At 66.3% G+C, this 22,596-nt stretch carries 15 protein-coding genes; 11 read left to right on the plus strand and 4 right to left on the minus strand.

Annotated features, from left to right (window positions below; all coding sequences use genetic code 11):
* Positions 1-231: 231 nt before the first annotated feature.
* Both CFB45_RS30715 and CFB45_RS30720 read right to left on the minus strand, forming a co-directional pair.
* Positions 232-741: a GNAT family N-acetyltransferase gene (locus CFB45_RS30715; protein ID WP_089428774.1), complete on the minus strand. Its 510-nt coding sequence runs from the start codon at positions 739-741 to the stop codon at positions 232-234.
* 143 nt (positions 742-884) lie between these two features.
* Positions 885-1,520 carry a helix-turn-helix domain-containing protein gene (locus tag CFB45_RS30720; protein WP_048023746.1) on the minus strand — a complete coding sequence of 212 codons (636 nt, stop codon included), beginning with the start codon at positions 1,518-1,520 and terminating at the stop codon, positions 885-887.
* 296 nt (positions 1,521-1,816) lie between these two features.
* On the opposite strand from CFB45_RS30720, the gene CFB45_RS30725 reads away from it, so the two are divergent.
* From CFB45_RS30725 to CFB45_RS30735, 3 genes are all read left to right on the plus strand, one after another.
* Positions 1,817-2,170 (plus strand): RidA family protein, encoded by a 354-nt coding sequence (locus CFB45_RS30725; protein WP_089429210.1) that lies wholly within the window; start codon positions 1,817-1,819, stop codon positions 2,168-2,170.
* Between the two features lie 31 nt (positions 2,171-2,201).
* On the plus strand, positions 2,202-3,452 hold the full coding sequence (locus CFB45_RS30730; RefSeq protein ID WP_089428775.1) for an NAD(P)/FAD-dependent oxidoreductase: 1,251 nt from the start codon (positions 2,202-2,204) through the stop codon (positions 3,450-3,452).
* 106 nt (positions 3,453-3,558) lie between these two features.
* A complete protein-coding gene (locus tag CFB45_RS30735) occupies positions 3,559-4,950 on the plus strand; it encodes an amino acid permease (RefSeq protein ID WP_089428776.1) in 1,392 nt (463 codons plus the stop codon).
* Positions 4,951-5,177: 227 nt separating this feature from the next.
* Here the strand turns inward: CFB45_RS30735 and CFB45_RS30740 are convergent, their stop codons facing one another.
* A complete protein-coding gene (locus CFB45_RS30740) occupies positions 5,178-5,825 on the minus strand; it encodes a glycine zipper 2TM domain-containing protein (RefSeq protein WP_089428777.1) in 648 nt (215 codons plus the stop codon).
* A 453-nt stretch (positions 5,826-6,278) separates the two neighbouring features.
* Between CFB45_RS30740 and CFB45_RS30745 the strand changes: the two genes are divergently transcribed.
* The 3 genes from CFB45_RS30745 (at position 6,279) to CFB45_RS30755 (ending at position 9,289) form a co-directional block, all read left to right on the plus strand.
* Positions 6,279-7,478, plus strand: coding sequence for an amidohydrolase family protein (locus CFB45_RS30745; RefSeq protein WP_089428778.1), 1,200 nt, complete (start codon positions 6,279-6,281; stop codon positions 7,476-7,478).
* Positions 7,479-7,563: 85 nt separating this feature from the next.
* On the plus strand, positions 7,564-8,748 hold the full coding sequence (locus CFB45_RS30750) for an amidohydrolase family protein (protein WP_089429211.1): 1,185 nt from the start codon (positions 7,564-7,566) through the stop codon (positions 8,746-8,748).
* A gap of 67 nt (positions 8,749-8,815) precedes the next feature.
* Positions 8,816-9,289, plus strand: coding sequence for a nuclear transport factor 2 family protein (locus CFB45_RS30755; RefSeq protein ID WP_089428779.1), 474 nt, complete (start codon positions 8,816-8,818; stop codon positions 9,287-9,289).
* 98 nt (positions 9,290-9,387) lie between these two features.
* On the opposite strand, the gene CFB45_RS30760 is transcribed toward CFB45_RS30755, so the two are convergent.
* Positions 9,388-10,248 (minus strand): LysR family transcriptional regulator, encoded by an 861-nt coding sequence (locus CFB45_RS30760; RefSeq protein WP_046548765.1) that lies wholly within the window; start codon positions 10,246-10,248, stop codon positions 9,388-9,390.
* 185 nt (positions 10,249-10,433) lie between these two features.
* Here CFB45_RS30760 and CFB45_RS30765 point away from each other — a divergent pair, with 185 nt between their 5' ends.
* The 5 genes from CFB45_RS30765 (at position 10,434) to CFB45_RS30785 (ending at position 22,402) form a co-directional block, all read left to right on the plus strand.
* Positions 10,434-11,108: an ankyrin repeat domain-containing protein gene (locus CFB45_RS30765; RefSeq protein ID WP_089428780.1), complete on the plus strand. Its 675-nt coding sequence runs from the start codon at positions 10,434-10,436 to the stop codon at positions 11,106-11,108.
* A gap of 239 nt (positions 11,109-11,347) precedes the next feature.
* Complete coding sequence (locus tag CFB45_RS30770) at positions 11,348-19,402, plus strand: hemagglutinin repeat-containing protein (protein WP_089428781.1); 8,055 nt, start codon at positions 11,348-11,350, stop codon at positions 19,400-19,402.
* A complete protein-coding gene (locus CFB45_RS30775; protein ID WP_089428782.1) occupies positions 19,399-19,662 on the plus strand; it encodes a hypothetical protein in 264 nt (87 codons plus the stop codon). The genes CFB45_RS30770 and CFB45_RS30775 overlap by 4 nt, the downstream gene beginning before the upstream one ends.
* A gap of 35 nt (positions 19,663-19,697) precedes the next feature.
* The gene (locus tag CFB45_RS30780; RefSeq protein WP_373558428.1) at positions 19,698-21,419 is read left to right on the plus strand and encodes a ShlB/FhaC/HecB family hemolysin secretion/activation protein; all 1,722 of its coding nucleotides are present in this window, start codon (positions 19,698-19,700) and stop codon (positions 21,417-21,419) included.
* Positions 21,420-21,541: 122 nt separating this feature from the next.
* Positions 21,542-22,402 (plus strand): hypothetical protein, encoded by an 861-nt coding sequence (locus CFB45_RS30785; protein WP_089428784.1) that lies wholly within the window; start codon positions 21,542-21,544, stop codon positions 22,400-22,402.
* The last annotated feature ends 194 nt before the right edge of the window (positions 22,403-22,596 follow it).

Genomic DNA, 22,596 nt, shown 5'->3' on the forward strand with positions numbered 1-22,596 from the left:
GCTGCAATAAAAGTTTTTGCGCATAAACCGACAGCGGCACGACTGGCCGCTGTCGTATTGCATGGAAAGTTAGTGTGTGCTCACAGTCGGGCTGTTGCGTTCGACGTGTGTTCGGCGCCGGTCCATGGTGTGCCGACGTCGCTGCGAATGACGGGAGCGTCGACGCGCGGTGCCGGTGAGTGGGTGCTCGCTTGGCGGTGCCTGGCGCTTCCCGTTCGCAGCAGCGGCACGCTACGCCAGCGTCTTGACCATGTGGTGCTCGTCATAGAACCGCCCGTCGACGAACATCGAGCGCGGTTCCGTCCCGAACCGCACGAACCCTTGCGACGCATACAGCCGCTCCGCGGTGGCGTTGACCTCGTTCACGCACAGCATCAGTTGCTTGCAGTCCCATTCCCGCGCCGCGTGGGCGGTCGCGCTTTCGAGCAGCGTTTGCGCGATGCCTTGCCCGCGATACGCGGGATCGACGAACACGCCCCAGATCGTCGCCTTGTGCGCGATCTTCACGCGCGCATCGCGGCGCACGCCGGTGATGCCGACGAGCGTATCGCCGTCGAACGCGCCGAACACGGCGCGTTCACGGGTCGGCGTGATGCGCGTCGCGAATTCGTCGACCGGCACCTGCGATTCTTCGTCGAGCGTCGGCAGGAAGGAGGTGGGGGCGGTGTCGACCGCACGCAGGCGAACGGTCTGGAAACGGGCGGCGTCGGCCGCTTCGAGCAGGCGGGTGGTGATCGTCATCGGGGGCGTTCCGGTTGAAGGTCGTGCATGCCGGCGCGAGCCGCTGGGGCCGCGGGATGCATCGTCCTTATCGTAATAGGAATCCCGGTGTTGCGCGGCGACGTTCGGCACCGCCGCGTGATCGCATTCCGATCGTCAGATCGTCAGATCGCGTCGCGCGGCCGCCTGGCATCGCCGTCGACGCAGCACGCGAGCACCTCGGCATCGGTGTCGCCGAGGCTCAGGTACACGTGCCCGACCGCGCTGTCGAAATACAGGCTGTCGCCGGCGCCGAGCCGGTACGCATGGCCGTTCTCGAAGCGCAGCTCCAGCTCGCCGCTCAGCACGAACACGAACTCCTCGCCGCTGTGCCGGATGTAGTCGGCGAAGTCCGACAGCTTGCGCGCATGGATGCGCCCGCGCACGGGCACCATCCGCTTGCCGGTCAGGTCGTTCGCGAGCATCCCGTACGCGTAGTTCGGCGTGTCATAGACCATCTGCTGGCCGGCCGGCGTGAACGACGGCGTCATCGCGCCGGCGGGCGCCGGGCGGCCGAACATCGTGTCGAAGTCGAGCGCGAGCGCATGCGTGAGCGCCGCGAACTTGTCGTAGGTGAGCGCGATGTCGCCGCGCTCGGCCTTCGAAATCGTCGACACCGCGATGCCGGAGCGCTCGGACAGTTGCGCGAGCGTCAGGCCGCGCGACTTGCGCGCGTCGCGCAGCCGCGCGCCGACCGTCTGGTGGTCGAGCTGCGGCGCGGTGTCGGTGGGCGGCGGAACGGGGACGGTGGATTTGGGCATGCGGATACGGGGCGCGGCGTACGTGACGTGAATACGGGTTTTGTCGTATACGAGAATAAATTTTCTCGTATATGATAATTTTCGTCGAAATCGCCGACGGTTGGCGTGACGGCCACTCTAGCATCGGACGGCGCGAAACTCGCGGGACTGGTGCGGCCGGCGTGAACGACACGTGTGCGTATCGGCACAGCTCGCCCGTGCGGCGGTTGCCCGACGATTCCGCACACGGCAGCGGCTTTCCCAGCCATTTATTTTCCCGGCCGGTCGCGGCCGGCCTTGCGAAGGTGCAAACCATCATGTCCAGTGAAATCCAACGTCTGCAGACGAGCGCACGCATGAGCCAGGTCGTGATCGCGAACGGCTTCGTCCACCTGGCCGGCCAGGTGCCCGATACGGCCGGCGCGCCGATCGCCGTGCAGGCGACCGAAATCCTCACGCGCATCGATGCGTTGCTCGCCTCGGCCGGCGTCGACAAGACGCGCGTGCTGACGGCCAACATATGGCTCAGCGATGCCGCGCACTTCGACGCATTCAATGCGGTGTGGGACGCCTGGGTGCCGGCCGGCCACGCGCCGACCCGCGCCTGCGTGCAGGCGTTGCTGATGAAACCCGGTCTCGACGTCGAGATCGCCGTGACCGCGCTCGCCTGACGCCGGCACCGCCCGCCCCGAGGAACTCCCGATGACATTCGACACGCTCGTCCTGGGCGGCGGCATGATCGGCGTGTCCGTTGCCGTGCATCTGCAACAACGCGGCCTGTCGGTCGCGCTCGTCGACCGCAAGGCGCCCGGCAACGAGACATCGCTCGGCAATGCCGGGCTGATCCAGCGCGAAGGCGTGTATCCGTATGCGTTTCCGCGCGGCTTCGGCACGCTGCTGAAATACGCGTGCAACCGCTCGCCCGACGTCCGCTATCACGTCGGCGCGCTGCCGAAACTGATTCCGTTCCTGTACCGCTACTGGCGCAACTCGCATCCGGCGCGCCATGCGGAGATCGCGCGCGCGTATGCGCCGCTGATCGAACATTGCGTGACCGAGCATCGTGCGCTGATCGAAGCGTCCGGCGCCGGCGCATTGCTGCGCGAAGGCGGCTGGCTGAAGGTGTTCCGCACGGCCGCGACGCGCGATACGGAAACGCGCGCCGCCGAGCGCTGGCGCGCCGAATACGGCGTGACCTTCGACGCGCTCGATGCGGCCGCGCTGCGCGTCGCCGAGCCGAACCTGAGCCGCGCGTTGGTGGGCGCGCTGCGCTACACGGGCTCCGATTCGATCAGCGATCCGAATGCACTCGTGAGCGCGTATGCGCGCCACTTCGAGCAGCTCGGAGGCCGCATCCTGACCGGCGACGCGCTGACGCTGTCGGCCGCGAACGGCTGGCGCGTCGACACCGCGCAAGGCCCGGTCGATGCGCGCGCGGCGGTCGTCGCGCTCGGGCCGTGGTCGGACCTGCTGTGCGAACGGCTCGGCTACACGCTGCCGCTCGCGGTCAAGCGCGGCTATCACATGCACTACGCGGCGCAGCCGGGCGCGCGGCTGAACGGGCCCGTGCTCGATGCCGACAGCGGCTTCCTGATCACGCCGATGACGCGCGGCATCCGCCTGACGACCGGCGTCGAGCTCGGGCTTTGCGATACGCCGCCGACGCCCGTCCAGCTCATCGCCGTCGAACCGGTCGCGCGCGAGCTGTTTCCGCTCGGCGCGCGCGTCGACGGCGCGCCGTGGCTCGGCCGCCGGCCGTGCACGCCCGACATGCTGCCCGTCATTGGTGCGGCGCCGCGCCACCGCGATCTGTGGTTCGCGTTCGGGCATGCGCATCACGGCTTCACGCTCGGCCCCGTGACCGGCCGGCTGGTCGCCGACCTGATGACCGGCACGCAGCCGTTCGTCGACCCGACGCCGTTTCGCGTCGAACGCTTTCTGCACGGCCGCTGAACCGGCGACCGTGCGCTGCAGCAGGGCGGCCGGCACACGACGCCGGCCGCTCCATCCAGCGGCCGGCCGACCCGGCTCGCCGCGACGATCAACGACTGGAGACAACATGCAACAGCACACGATGCGGCGCGAACTCGGCGCGCGCCAGATTTCGTTCATGGCCCTCGGCATGGCCATCGGCGTCGGCCTGTTCCTCGGCTCGGCGTCCGCGATCAAGGCGGCCGGGCCCGGCGCGCTCGTCGCCTACCTGATCGGCGGCGCGATGATCTTCCTGATCATGCGCGCGCTCGGTGAGATGGCCGTGCACCGGCCGGTGTCCGGCTCGTTCGGTGCGTATGCGTTCGAATACGTCGGGCCGTTCGCCGGCTACGTGGTCGGCTGGAGCTACTGGCTGCTGATGGTCGGCGTCGGTGTCGCGGAGACGACCGCCATCGGCATCTACATGGGCTTCTGGTTTCCGGACGTGCCGCAGTGGTTGTGGGTCGTGTCGGCGATCGCCGCGATCTCGGCGTTCAACCTGCTCAACGTGAAGGTGTACGGCGAACTGGAGTTCTGGTTCGCGATCGTGAAGGTCGTGACGATCGTGCTGATGATCGCGGGCGGCGCGCTGATCGTGTTCACCGGGATCGGCCATGGCGGCCAGCCCGTCGGCCTGTCGAACCTGTGGCGCCACGGCGGCGTGTTTCCGCATGGCATGCTCGGGGTCGTGAGCGCGCTGCCGATCGTCGCGTATTCGTTCGCGGGCGTCGAGATGATCGGCCTCACCGCCGGCGAGGCGCGCGAGCCGCAGAAGATGATTCCGCGTGCGATCAACTCGGTGCTGTGGCGCATCCTGATCTTCTACGTCGGCGCGCTGTTCATCATCATGGCGCTGTATCCGTGGCACGAACTCGGCGAGCATGGCAGCCCGTTCGTGACCACGTTCGAATCGCTCGGGCTGCGACAGGCCGCCGGCATCGTCAACTTCGTGGTCGTGACGGCCGCGTTGTCGAGCTTCAACTGCATCGTGTTCAGCGGCGCGCGCATGCTGTCGAGCATGGCCGGCAACGGCCTCGCGCCCGCGTCGTTCGCGGCGCTGAGCGCAAGCGGGTCGCCGTCGCGCGCGGTGCGGGCGACCGTGCTGTTCATGTCGGTCGGCGTGGTGCTGAACTATGTGATTCCGGCGCGCGTGTTCGGCTGGCTGATGTCGTTCCTGTCGTTCGACGTGGCCGTGATCTGGGCGATGATCGTGCTGACCCACATGCGGTTCCGGCGCGCGCTGGCCGCGCGCGGCGAGACGGTGGCGTTCCGCATGCCGTACGCGACGGTCACGTCGTGGATCTGCCTCGTGTTCGTCGCGTTCGTGTTCGTGATGCTCGGCGTCGATCCGTCGACGCGCGGGTCGCTGTACGCCGGCGCGGCGGTGATGGCGCTGATGGCGATCCTCTACCGGCGTTCGCGGCACCTGCAGGCGGCTGCGCGGTCGACGCGCGTCGGGCTTGGCGTCGAGCGCGTTTGATGGCGATGCGCTGAGTCGTGGCTGTTGGTGCGGGAGAGTGGCCGTGCGATGGCGCGCGTTGGAGACGGGTGCGAAGGCGCCGCGGCAGTGTCGGCGGCGCGTCATGCGCGCCGCGCGGGCACGAAGAATGAGGGTGAGGTGAAACAGGCGCGCCGTCGCGCCGAACCGGTGCCCGACGCCAAACGCGCGACGAGGCGCCCGATCAGGTCAGGCGCACCGCATCGGAATCAATAACGCGACAATTGATTGCCATTGATCTGCACGCGATCGCCCGGACGCAGGTTGCCCGGCGACTGCACGTCGAACGAGCGCATCGTTCCGTCGCTGACCTGCACGTCGATCCGGTAGCTGCTCGGGCCTTGCGCGGCGCCCATCTGCTGGCCGATCTGGTTGCCGGCCACCGCACCGCCGAGTGCACCGATCACGGTGGCCGCATCGCGGCCGTGACCGCGGCCGAACTGGTTGCCGACCAGGCCGCCGACCAGCGCACCGACGACGGTGCCGGCGACGCCCGACGGGCCGACCGAGCCGTTGACCGGCTGGATGTTCGAGACCGTGCCGTATTGCGTGCCGTAGCCGTTGCCGTACTGCTGCTGATTGCCGTACTGGTCATACGGCTGCGATCCGTATTGCTGCGGGTTGCCGTACTGGTCGTACGGTTGCGGCGCCTGGTTCGGATACGGCTGTTGCTGCTGCACGTAACCCGGTTGCGAATACGCGGGCTGCGCGTAGCCGGGCGTCGCGTATTGCTGCTGCTGCGGATACCCCGGCTGCGCGCCGTAGTAACCCGGCGCGACGCAGGCGGTCAGCGGAAGCGCCGCGACGGCGACGAGCGAGGCGAACAGAACGGTCTTCGTGGAAGGCATGCGCATCATGATGTTTCCTGCATCGGCAACGGGTTCGCCGACGAATACCGGAACGGGTGGCGAACTCGGCGTGAGTATAAGGAATGGCCGGAGGCGCGTCCGGTGCGGCCGGGTAACAACGTGTAAAGTCTGTTGCCGCGTAAATCGTCGAGCGGGCGGGGCGTTGAAGCGAGTCCCGGCAAGGGCGCGAGACGGCCGCATTCCGGTGATGCCGACGCTGCGCGGCCTTCGGTTTTTCCGTCGCTTTCCCCGCGATCCCGCCCCATCGCCGTGCCAGGCCCGGCGGCCGCGCGCGCCGCGCATCGCGAAATCGAATGCGCGGCATCGCGACATTTAATTGGCCTCGGGCGACGGCGTCCGATATCGTGGCCGGATTCCCTGCCAACGGTCGCGCCGTGCCGGCTGCGGTGCCTTCCCCTGTCCGCGCCGGCGACGTGCCGCGACCGCCCCACATTCCGAGCCATGACCGATCGTATCTTCATCAACGCCGTCGACGCCGGCGGCCAGCCCATCCATCTCGTCGTCCGTGACGGCCGCTTTACCGCGATCGGCGCCGATTGCGCCGCCGCGCCCGGCGCGGAAACGATCGACCTCGACGGCCGCGTCGTGCTGCCCGGCTTCGTCGACGGTCACATCCACCTCGACAAGAGCTTCGTCGGCGATCGCTGGGTGCCGCACGAACCGGTCGGCACGCTGCGCGAGCGGCTCGCGGTCGAGAAGCGCCAGCTCGCGGCCGCGCCGCCGATCGTCGAACGCGCGAATGCGCTGATCGCGCAGGCCGCCGCATTCGGCACGGTCGCGATGCGCAGCCACGTCGACGTCGATGCAACCACCGGCCTGTCGAACCTGCAGGCCGTGATGGCCGCGCGCGAGCAATGGCGCGGGATCGTCGATATCGAACTGGTTGCGTTTCCGCAGGCCGGCGTCGTCACGTGCCCCGGCACCGCCGAGATCCTCGACGCGGCCGTGCGCGAAGGTGCGGACGTGGTCGGCGGGATCGACCCGACGACGCTCGACGGCGATGCGGACGGCCAGCTCGACATCGTGTTCGGCATCGCCGAGAAGCGCGGCGCGAAGATCGACATCCACCTGCACGAGCCTGGTGAAACGGGCATCGCGCAGCTGCTGCGGATCGCGGCGCGCACGCGCGCGGCGGGGCTCGGTGGCCGCGTGAACGTGAGCCATGCGTACGCGCTCGGCCAGGTGAGCGATGACGACGTGCAGCGCACGGCGGCGGCACTGGCCGACGCCGGCGTGTCGATCCTGACGAATGCGCCGGGCGACTGCGCGTTTCCGCCGGTGCAGGCGCTGCGCGACGCGGGCGTGCTCGTGTTCGCGGGCAACGACAACATCCGCGACGCCTGGTGGCCGTACGGCAACGGCGACATGCTGCAGCGCGCGATGATGGTCGGCTATCGGTCGGGCTTCTACACCGACGAAGCGCTCGGCATCGCGCTCGACATGGCGACGCACGCCGGCGCTCGCGTGATCGGCAAGGATAACTACGGAATTGCAGTCGGCTGCGATGCGACGTTCGTCGCGGTGCGTGCGCCGAATGCGGCGGCGGCCGTCGCGGGCGTGCCGGCCGAGCGCTGGGTGTTCCGTCGCGGTGAAAGCGACACCGGCGCGCCGTTCGCTCCCGCGCTGCGCTTCACGCGCTGACCGACCTGACCGGCGGCACGGCATGCGCCGTGCCCGCTTCACGCTGACCGCACTGACTGCACTGACCGACCTTACCGGAACCGACATGACGAACCTGCTGATCCGCAACGTCCGCCCGAACGCCGACGCCGCGCTCGACATCCTGATCGAAGGCGATCGCATCGTGCGTGTCGGCCCGTCGCTCGACGCGCCCGCCGGCTGCGCGATCGAGGACGGCGCAGGCGCGCTCGCGCTGCCCGGCCTCGTCGAAGGCCACACGCACCTCGACAAGACGCACTGGGGGATGCCGTGGTATCGCAACCAGGTCGGGCCGCGCCTCGTCGACCGCATCGAGAACGAGCGCCACTATCGCGCGACGAGCGGCCATGACGCCGGCGCCGCGTCGCTCGCGCTGGCGCGCGCGTTCCTCGCGGCCGGCACGACGCGCATCCGTACGCACGTCGACATCGATACCGAAGCCGGGCTGCGGCATCTGCACGGTGTGCTCGCGACCCGCGAGACGCTGCGCGGGCAGGTCGAGATCCAGATCGTCGCGTTTCCGCAATCGGGCGTGCTCAAGCGGCCGGGCACCGATGTGCTGCTGTCCGAAGCGCTGGCCGCCGGCGCCGATCTGCTCGGCGGGCTCGATCCGTGCGCGATCGAAGGCGATCCGGTCGAAGCGGTGGACGTGCTGTTCGCAATCGCCGAGCGCCACGGCCGCGGGCTCGACCTTCATCTGCACGAGCGCGGATCGATGGGCGCGTATTCGCTCGACCTGATCCTGCAGCGCACGGCTACGCACGGCATGCAGGGCAAGGTGACGATCAGCCACGGGTTCTGTCTCGGCGATATCGCCGAACGCGAGCGCGATGCGCTGCTCGCGCGGATGGCCGAACTCGGCGTCGGGCTCGTCACGACCGCCCCCGCGGCGGTGCCCGTGCCGCCGGTGGCCGCGTGCCGTGCAGCGGGCGTGACGGTCATCGGCGGCAACGACGGCGTGCGCGATACGTGGACGCCGTATGGGTCGCCCGACATGCTCGAACGCGCGATGCTGATCGGCATGCGCAACGATTTCCGCCGCGACGATGCGCTCGAAGTCGCGCTCGACTGCGTGACGCACGGCGCGGCGCGCGGTTGCGGCTTCGACGGTTACGGGCTGCAGCCGGGCAGCCGCGCGGACGTCGTGCTCGTCGACGCGCTGACGTTCGCCGAGGCTGTCGTTGCGCGACCGGTGCGGCGGCTCGTCGTGTCGTCGGGGAAGATCGTCGCGCGCGACGGCGCGCTGGTCTGAGTGAAGCGTGAGCGCAGCGTCGCCCCGGTATGATCGGGTTTTCAGCGGGATTGCCCGGGAGACGACGATGCGACGCACGACAGCGGCACGGGCCGCACGATGGATGGCGGCGGCCCTGTTCGCCGTGAGCGCCGCGCACGCGGTGGCGGCCGGCCCAACGGACGCACAGCAGGAAGCCAACCGGCGGACGGTGCTCGCGTTCTATGAAAAAGGCCTGAACGAGAAGGACGCCGACGCCGCGCTCGCGTACGTCGGCGATCGCTACGTGCAGCACAACCCGAACGCGGCCGACGGCCGCGACGGCTTCCGCAAGTTCGTCGCGTTCCTGCGCGACAAATATCCGCAGTCGCACAGCGAGATCAAGCGCTCGTTCGTCGACGGCGACTACGTGATCCTGCACGTGCATGCGGTGCGCGAACCCGGCACGCGCGGTAGCGCGATCATGGACATCTTCAAGCTCGAGAACGGCAAGATCGTCGAGCACTGGGACGTCAATCAACCCGTGCCCGAGCAGGCCGCGAACGGGAACACGATGTTCTGACGAGGGCCGGGCGCTCGGGCATGTCGACGCGCCCGCGATCTCGTCGTATCGGCAGTGCCGCGGCGTCCTTCACGTTGCCGCCGCATCCGGCCGGCTTGCTACTCCTCCAATTCCAGCATCGTCGCGAGCGCCTTCGTCAGTTCGCTGACCATCGGGTCGGCCGTCGGCCGGTGCAGGATCGCGATGTCCATGTGCTCGATCGGCGCGAAGCCCTGCTTCGCGGTCAGCACGACGTGCTCGTCCGTCACCACGCGCGCGGGCAGCACGCTGATGCCGAGCCCGTCCGCGACGGCGGCCTGGATGCCGCTCAGGCTCGACGTCGTGAAGCTGATCCGCCAGCGGCGGCCGCGTTCCTCGATCGCCTTGATCATGTCGTCGCGATAGAGCCCGCGCGGCGGGAACACGACGATCGGCACCGGGTCGAGGTCGATCGACGGATGCTTCGCGCTGTCGATCCAGCGCAGCTTCTCGGGCCAGCGCACGACGGCCTCGCGGCTGTCGCGACGCTGCTTGATCAGCACGAGGTCGAGCTCGCCACGGTCGTACGCGGCGCTGATGTCGCGGCTCAGCCCGCACATCACTTCGAGCTTCACTTGCGGATGCGCGCGCTTGAACGCCGCGAGCGCGTGCGTCGTGCGGCCCGCCGCGAAATCGTCGGGCACGCCGAGCCGGATCGTCAGCGCGACCGTGGCGCCCGACAACGCTTCCAGCATCTCGTCGTTCAGCGCGATCATGCGCCGCGCATAGCTGAGCACCGTCACGCCCGCGTCGGTCGGCCGCACGTCGCGCGTGCCGCGGTCGAGCAGGCGATGCCCGGCGATTTCCTCGAGGCGGCGCACCTTCTGGCTGACCGTCGACTGCGTCGAATGCAGGCGCGCGGACGCCGTCGTGAAGCTGCCGCAGTCGGCGACCATCACGAGCGCGCGCAGCAGGTCGAGGTCGAACAGGGGTCTATTCATTTATGCACTTCTGCGGATTCGAACATTTCATTTCCAAATGCGTGCGACGACTTTTAACATGGCCGGACGGAGTGGGCAATCGCGGTTTCGCCGGACCCGGCGCGGCGTCGCGGGGTGCCATGGGGGCGCCTGACGTATTGCAGCGGCCGCATATCGGCGTGCGCGGCACGCAAGGAGGAAACGGGATGTTGTTCAAACGGATCGCGATCATCGGCGCGTTTGCGTTGACCACGCTTACGTCGGCGGTGGCCGCCGCCGACGGCGGCGCGCTCGAAGGTCGGCTGCGCGGCGCGGCCGATCGCGGCGATGCGGGCGAAGTGCGCACACTGCTCGAGCGCGGCGCGCGGATCGATTCACGCGACGGGCAGGGCCGCACGGCGCTCCTGATCGCGACGCACGGCAATCACGTCGATGCGGCGCGCGTGCTGATCGACGCGGGCGCGGACGTCAACGCGAAGGATGCGATCCAGGACAGCCCGTACCTGTATGCCGGTGCGCGCGGCCATCTCGACATCCTGCGGATGACGCTCGCGCATGGCGCCGACCTGCGCAGCACGAACCGCTATCGCGGCACCGCGCTGATTCCGGCGGCGGAGCGCGGGCATGTCGATACGGTGCGCACGCTGATCGATGCGGGCGTGGATGTCGATCATGTGAACCGGCTCGGCTGGACCGCGCTGCTGGAGGCGATCATGCTCGGCGACGGCAGCGAGCGGTACGTGCGGATCGTGCAGTTGCTCGTGGACGGGCACGCGAACGTCAATCTGGCCGATTCCAACGGCGAGACGCCGCTGCAGCATGCGCGCAGCCGAGGGTATGCGCGGATCGAGCGGATTCTGGTGGCTGCGGGAGGGCGGTAGGTATCAGTGGAGGGTACGATTTGCGCGTGAGTACGCCGTTGGTACTCGGTCGATCCACCGCAGCCGAGGCGACAATCCTATTCGCTTTCGTGCGAGCTTTGTATGCGACGCACGTCAATTGGACGAGTCTGATTTTTATTGTTTCGTAGTATTTAAGAAACGTTTGTCGTTTTGTAACGCTTTGCTTTCGGCGCCTCGGGTTATGGTTCGTCGGTCGAATTCAGACCAGCAGAAGAACGATGAACAAAGAGACCTACCGTCTGGTGTATTCCAGGCTCCGGGGGATGGTGGTGGCGGTTGCAGAAACCGCGACTACCACGGGGAAATCAGCCGATGGTGAGACTCGTGCTCTTCGCGTGTTGCGCAGCGCGTCGATTGTGGCCACCGCCACCGCGCTGGGCGTCATGCCTGCAATCGCACCGGCGCAAATCGTGCCGACACCGGGCGCGCCGACACACGTCATCCAGACGCCGAACGGCTTGCCGCTAGTCAACATCGCCGCACCAAGCGGCGCGGGTGTATCGATCAACAACTACAATCAATTCGACGTCCAACGCAACGGCGCGCTGCTGAACAACTCGCCGACGATGGTCCCGACGCAGCAGGCGGGGATGATTAACGGCAACCCGAACTTCGGGCCCGGACAGTCGGCACGCATCATCGTCAATCAGGTCAACAGCACGGCTGCAAGCCAGATTCGCGGCTACGTGGAGGTCGCAGGCAATCGCGCGGAAGTCGTGCTCGCGAACCCCGCCGGCATCGTGGTGGACGGCGGCGGCTTCATCAACACCAGCCGCGCCACATTGACGACTGGCCAACCGTACTACGGCGCTGACGGCTCGCTTGCGGGCTATCAGGTCAACCGTGGACTGATCACGGTCCAGGGCGCGGGCCTGAACGCGTCGAACGTCGACCAGGTGGATCTTATCTCCCGAGCCGTACAGGCCAATGCAGCGATCTATGCAAAGAACCTGAGCGTGATCGCCGGTTCGAATCAGATCGACCACCATACACTCGCGGCCACGCCGATTCAAGGCGACGGCGCCGCGCTGGGCGTGGCAATTGACGTCAGTCAACTGGGTGGCATGTATGCCGAGCGCATCCTGCTGGTTTCGAATGAGCACGGTGTTGGGGTTGCCAATGCCGGAACAATCGCCGCGCAGTCGGGCAACCTGACGCTGCAGTCGAATGGCCAGCTCGTGCTGACCGGCAAGACGAGCGCCGCCGGCAATCTCGCGGTCACGGCGCAAGACGGCATCCAGAACAGCGGCACAACGTACGGGCAGCAGAACGTCTCGGTGTCGACGGCCGGTACGCTGTCGAATAGCGGCGCATTGGCGGCGCAGCAGGCGCTGAACGTTTCGGCCGGCAGCGTTGCGTCGACCGGCTCGCTTGGCGCCGGTGTCAATGCGGATGGCGCGGTCAGCAGCAATAGTGACCTGACCGTCACCACTGCCGGCCAGTTGACGGCGACCGGCCAGAACGTCGCGGGCGGCAACGTCACGTTGACGGGCAGCGGTATCGATCTGTCGGGCTCGAAGACGGCTGCGAACGCAAACGTTTCGCTGCTCGCGCAGGCGGGCGACCTCAACCTGACGAATGCGACGACCAGCGCGCAACGCGCGATCGAAGCGCGTGCCGCGGGCACGCTCGTCAACGACCACGGCACGCTGTCGAGCCAGGCCGGCACGACGCTCGAAGCAGGCGCCCTGTCGAACCGGGGCGGACAGGTCTCCGCAGTCGGCCCGCTCGCAATCAATACGTCAGGACAGGTCGCGAACCAGGACGGGACGCTCGTGACCGACGGCGCCCTGACACTGAATGCACGTGATATCGAGAACGTCGCCGGCACGATGCAGAGCGGCGGCGCCTTGTCGGTGTCGGGTACATCGCTCGACAACTCGGCGGGTCGGATCGTGTCACTCAATGGCGACGGCCTGTCGTTGTCCACGACCGGCCAACTGACGAATGCCGGGGGTACGACGGCGACCGGTGCGCAAGGCGGCGTGATCGGCGGCAACGGCGACGTGACCGTGAAGGCCGGCGCTGTCATCAACCGCGGCAGCCTGACGGCACAGCAGGCGCTGAAAGTCACGACGGCCCTGCTCGATAACCGCGACGGCGCAATCGCCGCGGACCGGCTGAACGTAAAGGCCACGGACCTGCACAATGCGCACGGTTCGCTCACACAGTACGGCAATCAGGACACGACGCTCGACGTCAGCGGCACGCTCGACAACGCGAGCGGCACGATCCAGACCAACGGCACGAACCTGACGCTCGCGCCGGCGATGCTGAACAACGCAAGTGGCACGATCATTCACGCTGGTACGGGCGCGTTGATCCTGATGCCCGGCCTCGGGTCGGGGCTGCTGACGAACGCCGGCGGCTCAATCGTGAGCCGCGGGTCGGTCGGGTTGTCGGCGGGCACCTTCGACAACATCGGTGGCATGCTGGCTGCGCTCGGTTCGGTCTCGGCGAGCGTTGGCGGTGAACTGAACAATGCGGGCGGCTCGGTCGCGGCCAACTGTGACGTGTCGCTCGACGCTGGCACTGTGACCAACACCCAAGGCGGGCAACTCGGCGGCGCGAACGTGCAGCTTCGCACGGACAGCTTGATCAATGACGTCGGTCGAATCAGCGCCGATGGCGACGTCGATATCACGACGACCGGAGCGGTATCCAATGCGGGCGGCCAAATCGGCGCGACGCGAAATCTTTCCGTCAACGCGAGCTCGCTCTACGGCGGTGGTGCGTACAGCGCGGCGAACGACCTGGCGCTGTACCTGCAAGGAGATTTTACGAACACGTCGGACTACCAGTTCAACGCCGGTCGCAATCTGGCGTTTACGCTGCCGGGTACGTTCAACAACGTCGGCGGCCTGATGAGCGTGAACGACCTGAGCATCGACGCCGGCGACATCGCCAACAGCGGCGCGATGGCGGCCGGCGGCCTGCTGCGCACGCAGTCGAACGCGCTGATCAACACCGGCACACTGGTGGGCGGCAGCGTATCGCTGGCCGCAGCGTCGACGATCGTGAACCTCGGCCCGACCGCGCTGATCGGTGCGTCGGACAGCGACGGACTGCTCGAGCTGCTCGCGCAGAACATCGAGAACCGCGACGATACGACCGCGACCGATACTCCGGCGCTGACCGCGATCTACGGCCTGGGTCGCGTGGTGCTGGCGGGCGGCAAGGATGCGGCCGGCCACTACACGAAGGCTGCGCATATCCTGAACCAGTCGGGATTGATCCAATCGGACGGCGACATGGCACTGCATGCCGGTCTCGTGACGAACACGCGTCGCGAGATGCAGACGGCGTGGACCTCGCAGGTTGATGCTGCGCTGCTCGAGAGTCTTGGCATCAGCCTTTCCGGCCGCACTGGTCAAGTCGGCGTGAAGGATCCCGACAGCATCGGCGGTGTCTACGTCGAGCCGCCGCACGGTGGCGAGTACAACAGCACGTACCAGTACACGACCTATACGGGCACGCCGCTGGCGAACCTGATCTCGAAGATCACCCCGGAAGCGCAGATTGTGGTGGGCGGCAACCTGAATGCTTCGTCAGTCGACACGTTCCAGAACTACTGGAGCCGGGTGACGGCAGCCGGTGACATCGCGATGCCCGGCACGCTCGATCAGGACAGCTGGAAGGGGCAGCTTGCGCCCCAGATCAAGGTGACCTACACCGGCAATTACTGGTACCGCAACTACGACGGCACCAAGTTCTGGAGCTATTCGTTCTGCGATACGCCGGGCTGCAACGCGCCGTCGGACCTGCGCGAGTACGCGCTGCCGGGCTACGAATCGAGCTTCGTCGCAAACGGTACGCTCTCCGGCACGGGCGTGAGCATCGACAACCCGGCCGGCAATGCGGGGATTCCATCGATCGGGCTGCCGCCGGGCGTTGACGTGGGCACCGTCGGTGGCGGCATCGACCGGGTAATCGCTAGTGCGACGGCAGTCGACGTGCTGACGAACCTGACGATTCCGCAGGGCGGCCTGTTCCACCCGAACCCGGTGCGGAACGCGAACTACCTGATCGAAACGAATCCGGCATTCACGAACACGCGCTCGTTCATGTCGAGCGACTACTACCTGCAGCAGCTCGGGCTGAACCCGGACCGGACGGAGAAGCGTCTGGGCGACGGATTTTATGAGCAATGGCTGGTGCGCAATCAGCTCACCTCCCTGACCGGCAAGACGGTGCTGGGGCCGTACACGGACATCGAATCGATGTACCGGGCGCTGTTGTCGTCCGGTGCCGATCTGGCGAAGTCGCTCAATCTGCCGCTCGGGATCGGTCTGTCGGCCGAACAGGTCGCACAGCTCACGAGCGACGTGGTGCTGCTGGAGACGCGCGTCGTCGACGGCCAGTCCGTGCTGGTGCCCGTGGTGTATCTGGCCAAGGCAAGCCAGCAAGACATGAACGGCCCGCTGATCGCCGGCGGCGATATCGATCTGAAGGAGGTGCAGTCGTTCTCGAACAGCGGCACGATCGGCGCAGCGGACAGCCTGTCGATCGGTGGCCAGAGCCTCCACAACCGCTTCGGCGCGCTGCAAAGCGGCGGCCAGATGACGCTGGCGACGACCGGCACGGTCGACCTGACCTCGGCGAGCGTGAAGGCCGGCAGCCTGGCCCTGGTGGCCGGCGGCGACCTGATCCTCGATACCGCGACGCAGACGCGAAGCCAGACAAACGCCGACGGCGCGACGCGTGTCTCGACGACGCTCGGGCCGCAAGCGAGCATCGACGTCGCCGGCGACGCGGCGGTCGTGACCGGCGGCAACTTCCAGCAGAACGCCGGCAATCTGAGCATCGGCGGCGATCTCGGGATGCAGGTCGGTGGCGACTGGACGCTCGGCGCGCAGCAGGTCGGCGAGCATAAGGTGGCCGAGCGCGCAAACGGCGTATCGGACACGGACATCAACCGAAGCGTCGGCAGTTCGGTCAAGGTCGGCGGTGTCTCCGGCATCGCGGTCGGCAACGACCTGACGGCGCACGGTGCACAGATTGAACTGGGTGGCGGTGGCGCCGTCGTGGCTGGCGGCACCGTGGCGCTGGGTGCCGCGAGCGCGACGTCGACCGTGAACAGTAACAGCTCGGGCGGCGGCGGTGGCCGCAGCTATGCGGAGACGCTGCATACGTCGGATCAGGCCTTGACCGGCACGACGCTGACCGGTGGCGACAGCGTGGCGATCGCGGCCGGCAAGGACCTGAACGTGATCGGTAGCGCGATCAGCCTGGACCGGGGCAATGCGACGCTGGCGGCGGCTGGCGACGTGAACATCGGTGCCGCGACCGAGACGCACGACCTGAACTCGCACGAAACGCACAGTCGCAGCGGTGTGGTGAGCGGCACGAAGGTCGCAAGTGGGATCGACCAGACAATGACGCTGAACCAGGGCAGCCTGGTGTCGGCGGATGGTGTGACGATCGCGAGTGGCAAGGATCTGAATATCCAGGGCAGCACGGTCGTCGGCACGAACGACGTCGCACTGAGCGCGGCGCGCAATGTGACGGTGACGACGACGCAGGATACCCTGGATTCATCGAGCTACTACCAGAAGAAGGAAACGGGACTGATGTCAGGCGGCGGCCTGTCGGTATCGGTGGGTAGCAGTTCGCTGAAGACGACCAGCCAGACGAGCGAGGTGTCGAACAACGGCAGCACGATCGGTTCGTTGAACGGCAATCTGAGCATCACCGCCGGGAATGATCTGCACGTGACGGGCAGCGACCTGATTGCCGCGCAAGACATCAGCGGCACGGGCGCGAACGTGACGATCGATGCGGCGCAGGACACCGGTCATCGTCGCGAGACGCAGGAAGTGTCGAAGAGCGGGCTGACGCTGGCGCTGAAGGCGCCGGTGATCGACGCGGTGTCGAACGTGGTGGACCAGTCGCGCGCGGCCAGCAAGAATCAGGATGGTCGAGCAGCAGCGCTGCACGGGATGGCGGCCGCCAGCGGCGCGATCGATGCAGTCGGCGCAGGCGCGGCCGCGTTGGCCGGAGGTGCGACGCCCGAATTCAAGGTCGAGGTCAGCGTCGGCAGCAGCCATAGCAAGAGCGCGTTCACCGAGGACAGCGTGACGAATCGTGGCTCGAGCGTGAATGCCGGCGGAACGGTGGCGTTTGCGGCGACGGGCAATGGGCAACCGGGTAGCGGCAACGTGACGATCGCCGGTTCCGACGTGAACGCGACCGACGTGATTCTGGCGGCCAAGAATCAGGTCAACATCGTCAATACAACGGATACCGATTCCACGCGCAGCACGAACGAGTCGAAGAGCGCGAGCGTGGGCGTATCGGTGGGCACCGGCGGCTTTGGCGTGTCGGCGGCGATGTCGAAGGCCAACGGCGACGGCAACAGCGTTCTGGCCACGCAGAACAACAGTCACGTGAACGCGGCGAATACGGTCACGATCCTCTCGGGCGGCGATACGAACATCATCGGCTCGAACGTGAGCGGCAATCAGGTGAATGCCGATGTGGGCGGCAACCTGAACATCGCGAGCGTGCAGGACACGCTGTCGAGTGCGGCACATCAGTCGAGCTCGGGCGGTGGCTTCAGCGTCAGCCAGGGCGGCGCCAGCGCGAACTTCAGTCAGAGCAAGGGCAACGCGACGGGCAGCTACGCGGGCGTGAATGAACAGGCCGGGATTCAGGCGGGCGATGGCGGTTTCAATATCAACGTCATGGGCAATACTGACCTGAAAGGTGGGTTGATCGCAAGCGATGCGGACGCGTCGAAGAATGCGCTGACGACCGGTTCCCTCTCCTTCTCGGATATCCAGAACCAGTTGAGCCACGATGCGAAGTCGAGCGGCTTCAGCGCCGGCGCGACGACGGGTGACGGCGGGATGAACTACAGCACGCATGGCAGCGGATCAGGCAAGAATGCGGGCGGTGCGTCGCCGATGCTCGGCCAGCACGAGAGCGGCAGCGACAGCGCGACGACGCAGAGCGGCGTGAGTGCGGGCACCGTCACGATCACGGATTCGGCGAACCAGACGCAGGATCTGGCGAGCCTGAATCGCGACACGACCGATACGAACGGCACGGTGGCCAAACTGCCCGACATGCAGAACCTGCTGGACAAGCAGGCGGACATGATGGCGGCGGCCAGCGCAGCGGGCGAAGCGGTGTCGCGCCGGATCGGCGACTACGCGGACAAGATGATGGAGGAAGCGAAAGCCAACGGTGATCGGGCTGGCGTCGACGCGTGGAAGGAAGGTGGTGCGAACCGCGCGCTGATGCAGGGTGCCGGCGCGGCACTGGTGACGGGGCTAGCCGGCGGAAACGCTGTGGGTGGTGCCGCTGGCGCGGCGATATCGTCGATCGCCGCAGGCAAGCTGAACGACCTGAGCAGCGCGATCGCGAGCAGCGATCCGACCGGCACCGCCAACCTGAATCAGGCGCTGGGAAACATCGTGGCGAACGTGATCGCGACGGGCGCTGGCGGGGCCGTGGGCGGTGAATCCGGTGCGTTCTCCGGGTATAACGTCGACCGGTTCAATCGGCAGTTGCATCCGGATGAAAGGACGCTCGCGAAGCAACTGGCCGAGAAGAGTGGTGGCAAGTACACGACGGAGCAGATCGAAGATCAGATGCGAATCATGAACGGCTCAATTGTCGGAGACCGTGAATTGGGTACGCCCGATACGTTGGTCGGACAAATGCCGACTGATTCCGGGGCGCGGTGGCAATACGCTGGTACGACGGATGACGGTAAGCCGACACTGACGCAGATCTCAGTGCAGCCGAATTCGGATTTGCAAAGCTATATTCTGGCGAATTCTGGATCGGCACAGAACGGCGTGCCAAACATCGTTTATGACCAGACTGGCAAAAGCAGCTCTGGCTCCAATCTGAGCGGGCCGTTCACGAAGTTCGACCCGTCTGATGTGAATTACGTCAAATCTACCACTGGGGACCTGGCCTCTGCTACGTCAGCGACGGCTGGATGGATTTCATCGACAACTGGTGCCTTGGCTGCTGCTCCTTCGCCATATTCGCCTGCATTTGCCTGGATCGCCTCCGCTGCAACCGCAGCCGGCATTGGGGCTGATGCTGTCTCGCAAGTACTCAATCCAAATATTGGTGGTTACCTTGTAAGCAACTCTGTCAACATTGTTGGGAATGGAGTTTTGGCGGGCAAATTCCCTGGTGGGGCACCAGCTTTTAATGCGATGGTTAGCGAATTCAACAACACGCCGGCAGCAATATTTCTGCAGGATTTCACAAATTCGTCGTGGAAGTATTTCACTGAAGGAAAAAAGAAATGAAAATTATAGAAGATGGAAATTTCACGTGGAGCGTTAGTATTTTTCTGGTTCTTGTGGGATTCGTTGTCATGTTCGGATTTTTGAAGTATGGCCCGCCGTCGGTTCTCAGCGCGCTCATGGTCTGTGTCGGTTTTGGTATCGCTGCGGTTGGGGGAATGACTAGCAGGGCCAGAATGTTAAGAATCAAGCCCTTCGACAATAGCTATAAAAAAGCACGCGACAGCTACAAGACGAAAGACGGCGACGAGGACACGAAGTGAAAACCTCCCTTCGGCTGGCGGCTCTGCCGCTCGCCCTGGTCTCGCTCGCGGTCAGCGCGCAGCAGCATACGCCGACGTCGGCCGATGCCGCAGCCGCTGCACGCGCGAATGCCGAACAACAGCAGCAGTTGCAACAGCAACGCGACGCGCAGCGGCGCGAAGCAGTGATCGACGCGCCGACGGTACGTTCGGACGTCTCGCGTGTCGAGATCCATCCCGCCCTGCCGGAAGAAACGCCGTGCTTCCCGATCGACCGATTCACGCTGGATGTACCCGAGGCGCTACCGGACGGGTTGAAGGCCCAAGGCGCATCGGCACTGCCGCAGGACCGCTTTGCGTTCGCGCGCGACTGGCTCGCCCACTACGCCGGCGCCTGCATCGGCAAGCAAGGCGTCGATACGCTCGTCAAGGGCCTGTCGCGGGTCATTCTGTCGCGCGGCTACGTCACGACGCGTGTGCTGCTGTCGGAACAGGACCTGTCGTCCGGCACGCTGACGCTCGCACTGATCCCCGGCGTGATCCGCCACGTGCGTTTCACCGACGAAAAACTGCGCGGCACCTGGAAAACCGCCTTCCCGACCCGCGCCGGAGAACTGCTGAGCCTGCGCGACCTCGAGCAGGGGCTCGAGCAGATGAAGCGCGTATCGAACCAGGACGTGTCGATGCAGATCGTTCCGGCCGACGTGCCGGGCGAAAGCGATGTCGTGCTCGACGTAAAGCGCGGCAGGCCGTGGACGGTGGTCGCGTCGATCGACAACTCCGGCACGCGCGCGACCGGCAAGCTGCAGGGCAACCTGTCACTCGGCATCGACAACCCCCTGGGCCTGAACGACGTTTTCAACATCGGCGTGAGCCAGGATCTCGAACTCGGCGACAAGGGACTCGGCTCGCACGGCTGGAACGGCTTCTATTCGATCCCGTGGGGCTACTGGACTGCGACGCTGTCCGCATACACGAACACCTACTACCAGCAGATCGCCGGTGTAAACCAGACCTTCGTCGCAAGCGGTAATTCGAAGACGGTCGACCTGAAACTGCACCGTGTGCTCGCACGCAGCCAGAACGACGTGCTCGGTGCGCAGATTCGCCTGTCGCGCCGTTTCGGCCAGAGCTTCATCGAAGACACGGAGATTCCGCAGCAGCGCCGCAACAACACGTTCGTCGAGCTGGGCCTGACCGATCGCCACTACTTCGGCGGCGCCCAGTTCGACGGCACGCTGGCCTACCGGCAGGGCGTCGGCGCATTCGGCGCGCAGGACGACATCCTCGCTTTCGGCGGCGGTCCGACCTATCGCTATCGGATGGCCGTGCTGGACGGCAACCTGTCCGTGCCGTTCGCGATCGCGCGGCAGCCGCTGCGCTACGTGACGACGGTCCACGGCCAGTACACGGGCAACACGCTGTACTACATCGACGATCTGACGATCGGCGGCCGCTACACGGTACGCGGCTTCGACGGCGAGACGATGCTCGCCGCGGCACGCGGCTTCTACTGGCGCAACGAACTGCAGGCGCCGATCGCCCAAACTGGGCACGCTGCCTATGCGGGTCTCGACTACGGACGCGTGTGGGGTCCGCAACCGGTCGCGCTGGTCGGCACGCAATTGGCAGGCGCTGCGATCGGGATCAAGGGCAGCGTCGGCACGCGGTTCGGTGCGTACGCCTACGACCTGTTCGCCGGCACGCCGGTCTATAAGCCGTCGGGGGTCGACACGGCACGCGTGACGGTCGGCTTCCAGTTGACCTCGCAGTTTTGATCGTTGAATCGACGGGCGATTTCAGTGCTGTCCGGCACATCTGCGCGTCGCCGTCCGCGAGGCGACGTCGCCTCGTCCTAACCACACCTCCCCATGAGTGGGGAAACCTGGAGAACCATACGATGCAGGAATTCTTTCGCTCCCCCCGTCTTCTCGCGGTTGCGCTGATCATGGCAACGCTGTCCGCGTGCGGCGGTGGAGACGACGGCAGCACACCCGGTACGGGATCGTCCTCGTCGTCCTCATCCGAAACCACTGCCCCGTCCGCACAAGCCGCGTGCAGACCGGACGGCAGCTTTACCTATTCCGGTTCCGTGTCTTCGGTTACAGCCAGCAACGGACAGTTCGCCGTGGTGGTTGTCCCGAGTCTGCCCACGGAGTATCAGAAGGGCCGAAATTTCACGGCGCCGGCGGCACCCGCCTCGAGCCAGGTTCAGCAAGCAAGCGGTGCGTTTACCACGCTGGCCTCCTCGGCCGCGGCAACCGATTGCCTCGGCCTCGACCACGGCATGGTGACCGACATCCAGGGTGTGGGCAGTGACGTCGCGATTGGCCGATGGGTTCAAGCCATGGACACGGATGGCAATACCTACAACATCCAGCAGGGCGTCCACTACGCGGTCGGCACGCCGCTGTCGTTGTCGGCGACGAGCGGAACGCTGGTCTGCACGCAATTGATCGCGGATACCGTCGCCAATAACAACGGCGGTCCGGCCGGCACGCTGGGAACGACTTCAGCCACGCTCGATCTGGGCACGCGCACGCTGAACGACCTGAGCCTGTCGATCAATCTGGCCAATACCCCGTACACGCTGACGAAGTCCCAGACGCCATTGAATGCCGCTTCGACCGAGGGACAGTTGTCCATCCAGTCGGTTGTGGTGGGACATGACGTGGCGCAGCCGATGGTGGCGCTCGGCTACTCGGCAACGCTGCCGAATACGCAGGGGATTGGCGGTGTCGTGGTGTTGTCGTGCCGATGACGACGCCTGCGGTTGCAGCAACAACACCACGCGTGGCAGCGTCGTCGTCGCGCCCGGCGGATTCGGGGGAGGACAAGGCATTGACGGCGTTCCTCATGGACCAGATCGCATCGATCCTGTCGGAGCGTCACGAACCGCGTCCCCATTGCCCGCGATGTAGCGGTAGCCACATCAGCAGCGCGGGATTCAAGGTG

This window comes from Burkholderia sp. HI2500 (assembly GCF_002223055.1).
Taxonomy (GTDB): domain Bacteria; phylum Pseudomonadota; class Gammaproteobacteria; order Burkholderiales; family Burkholderiaceae; genus Burkholderia.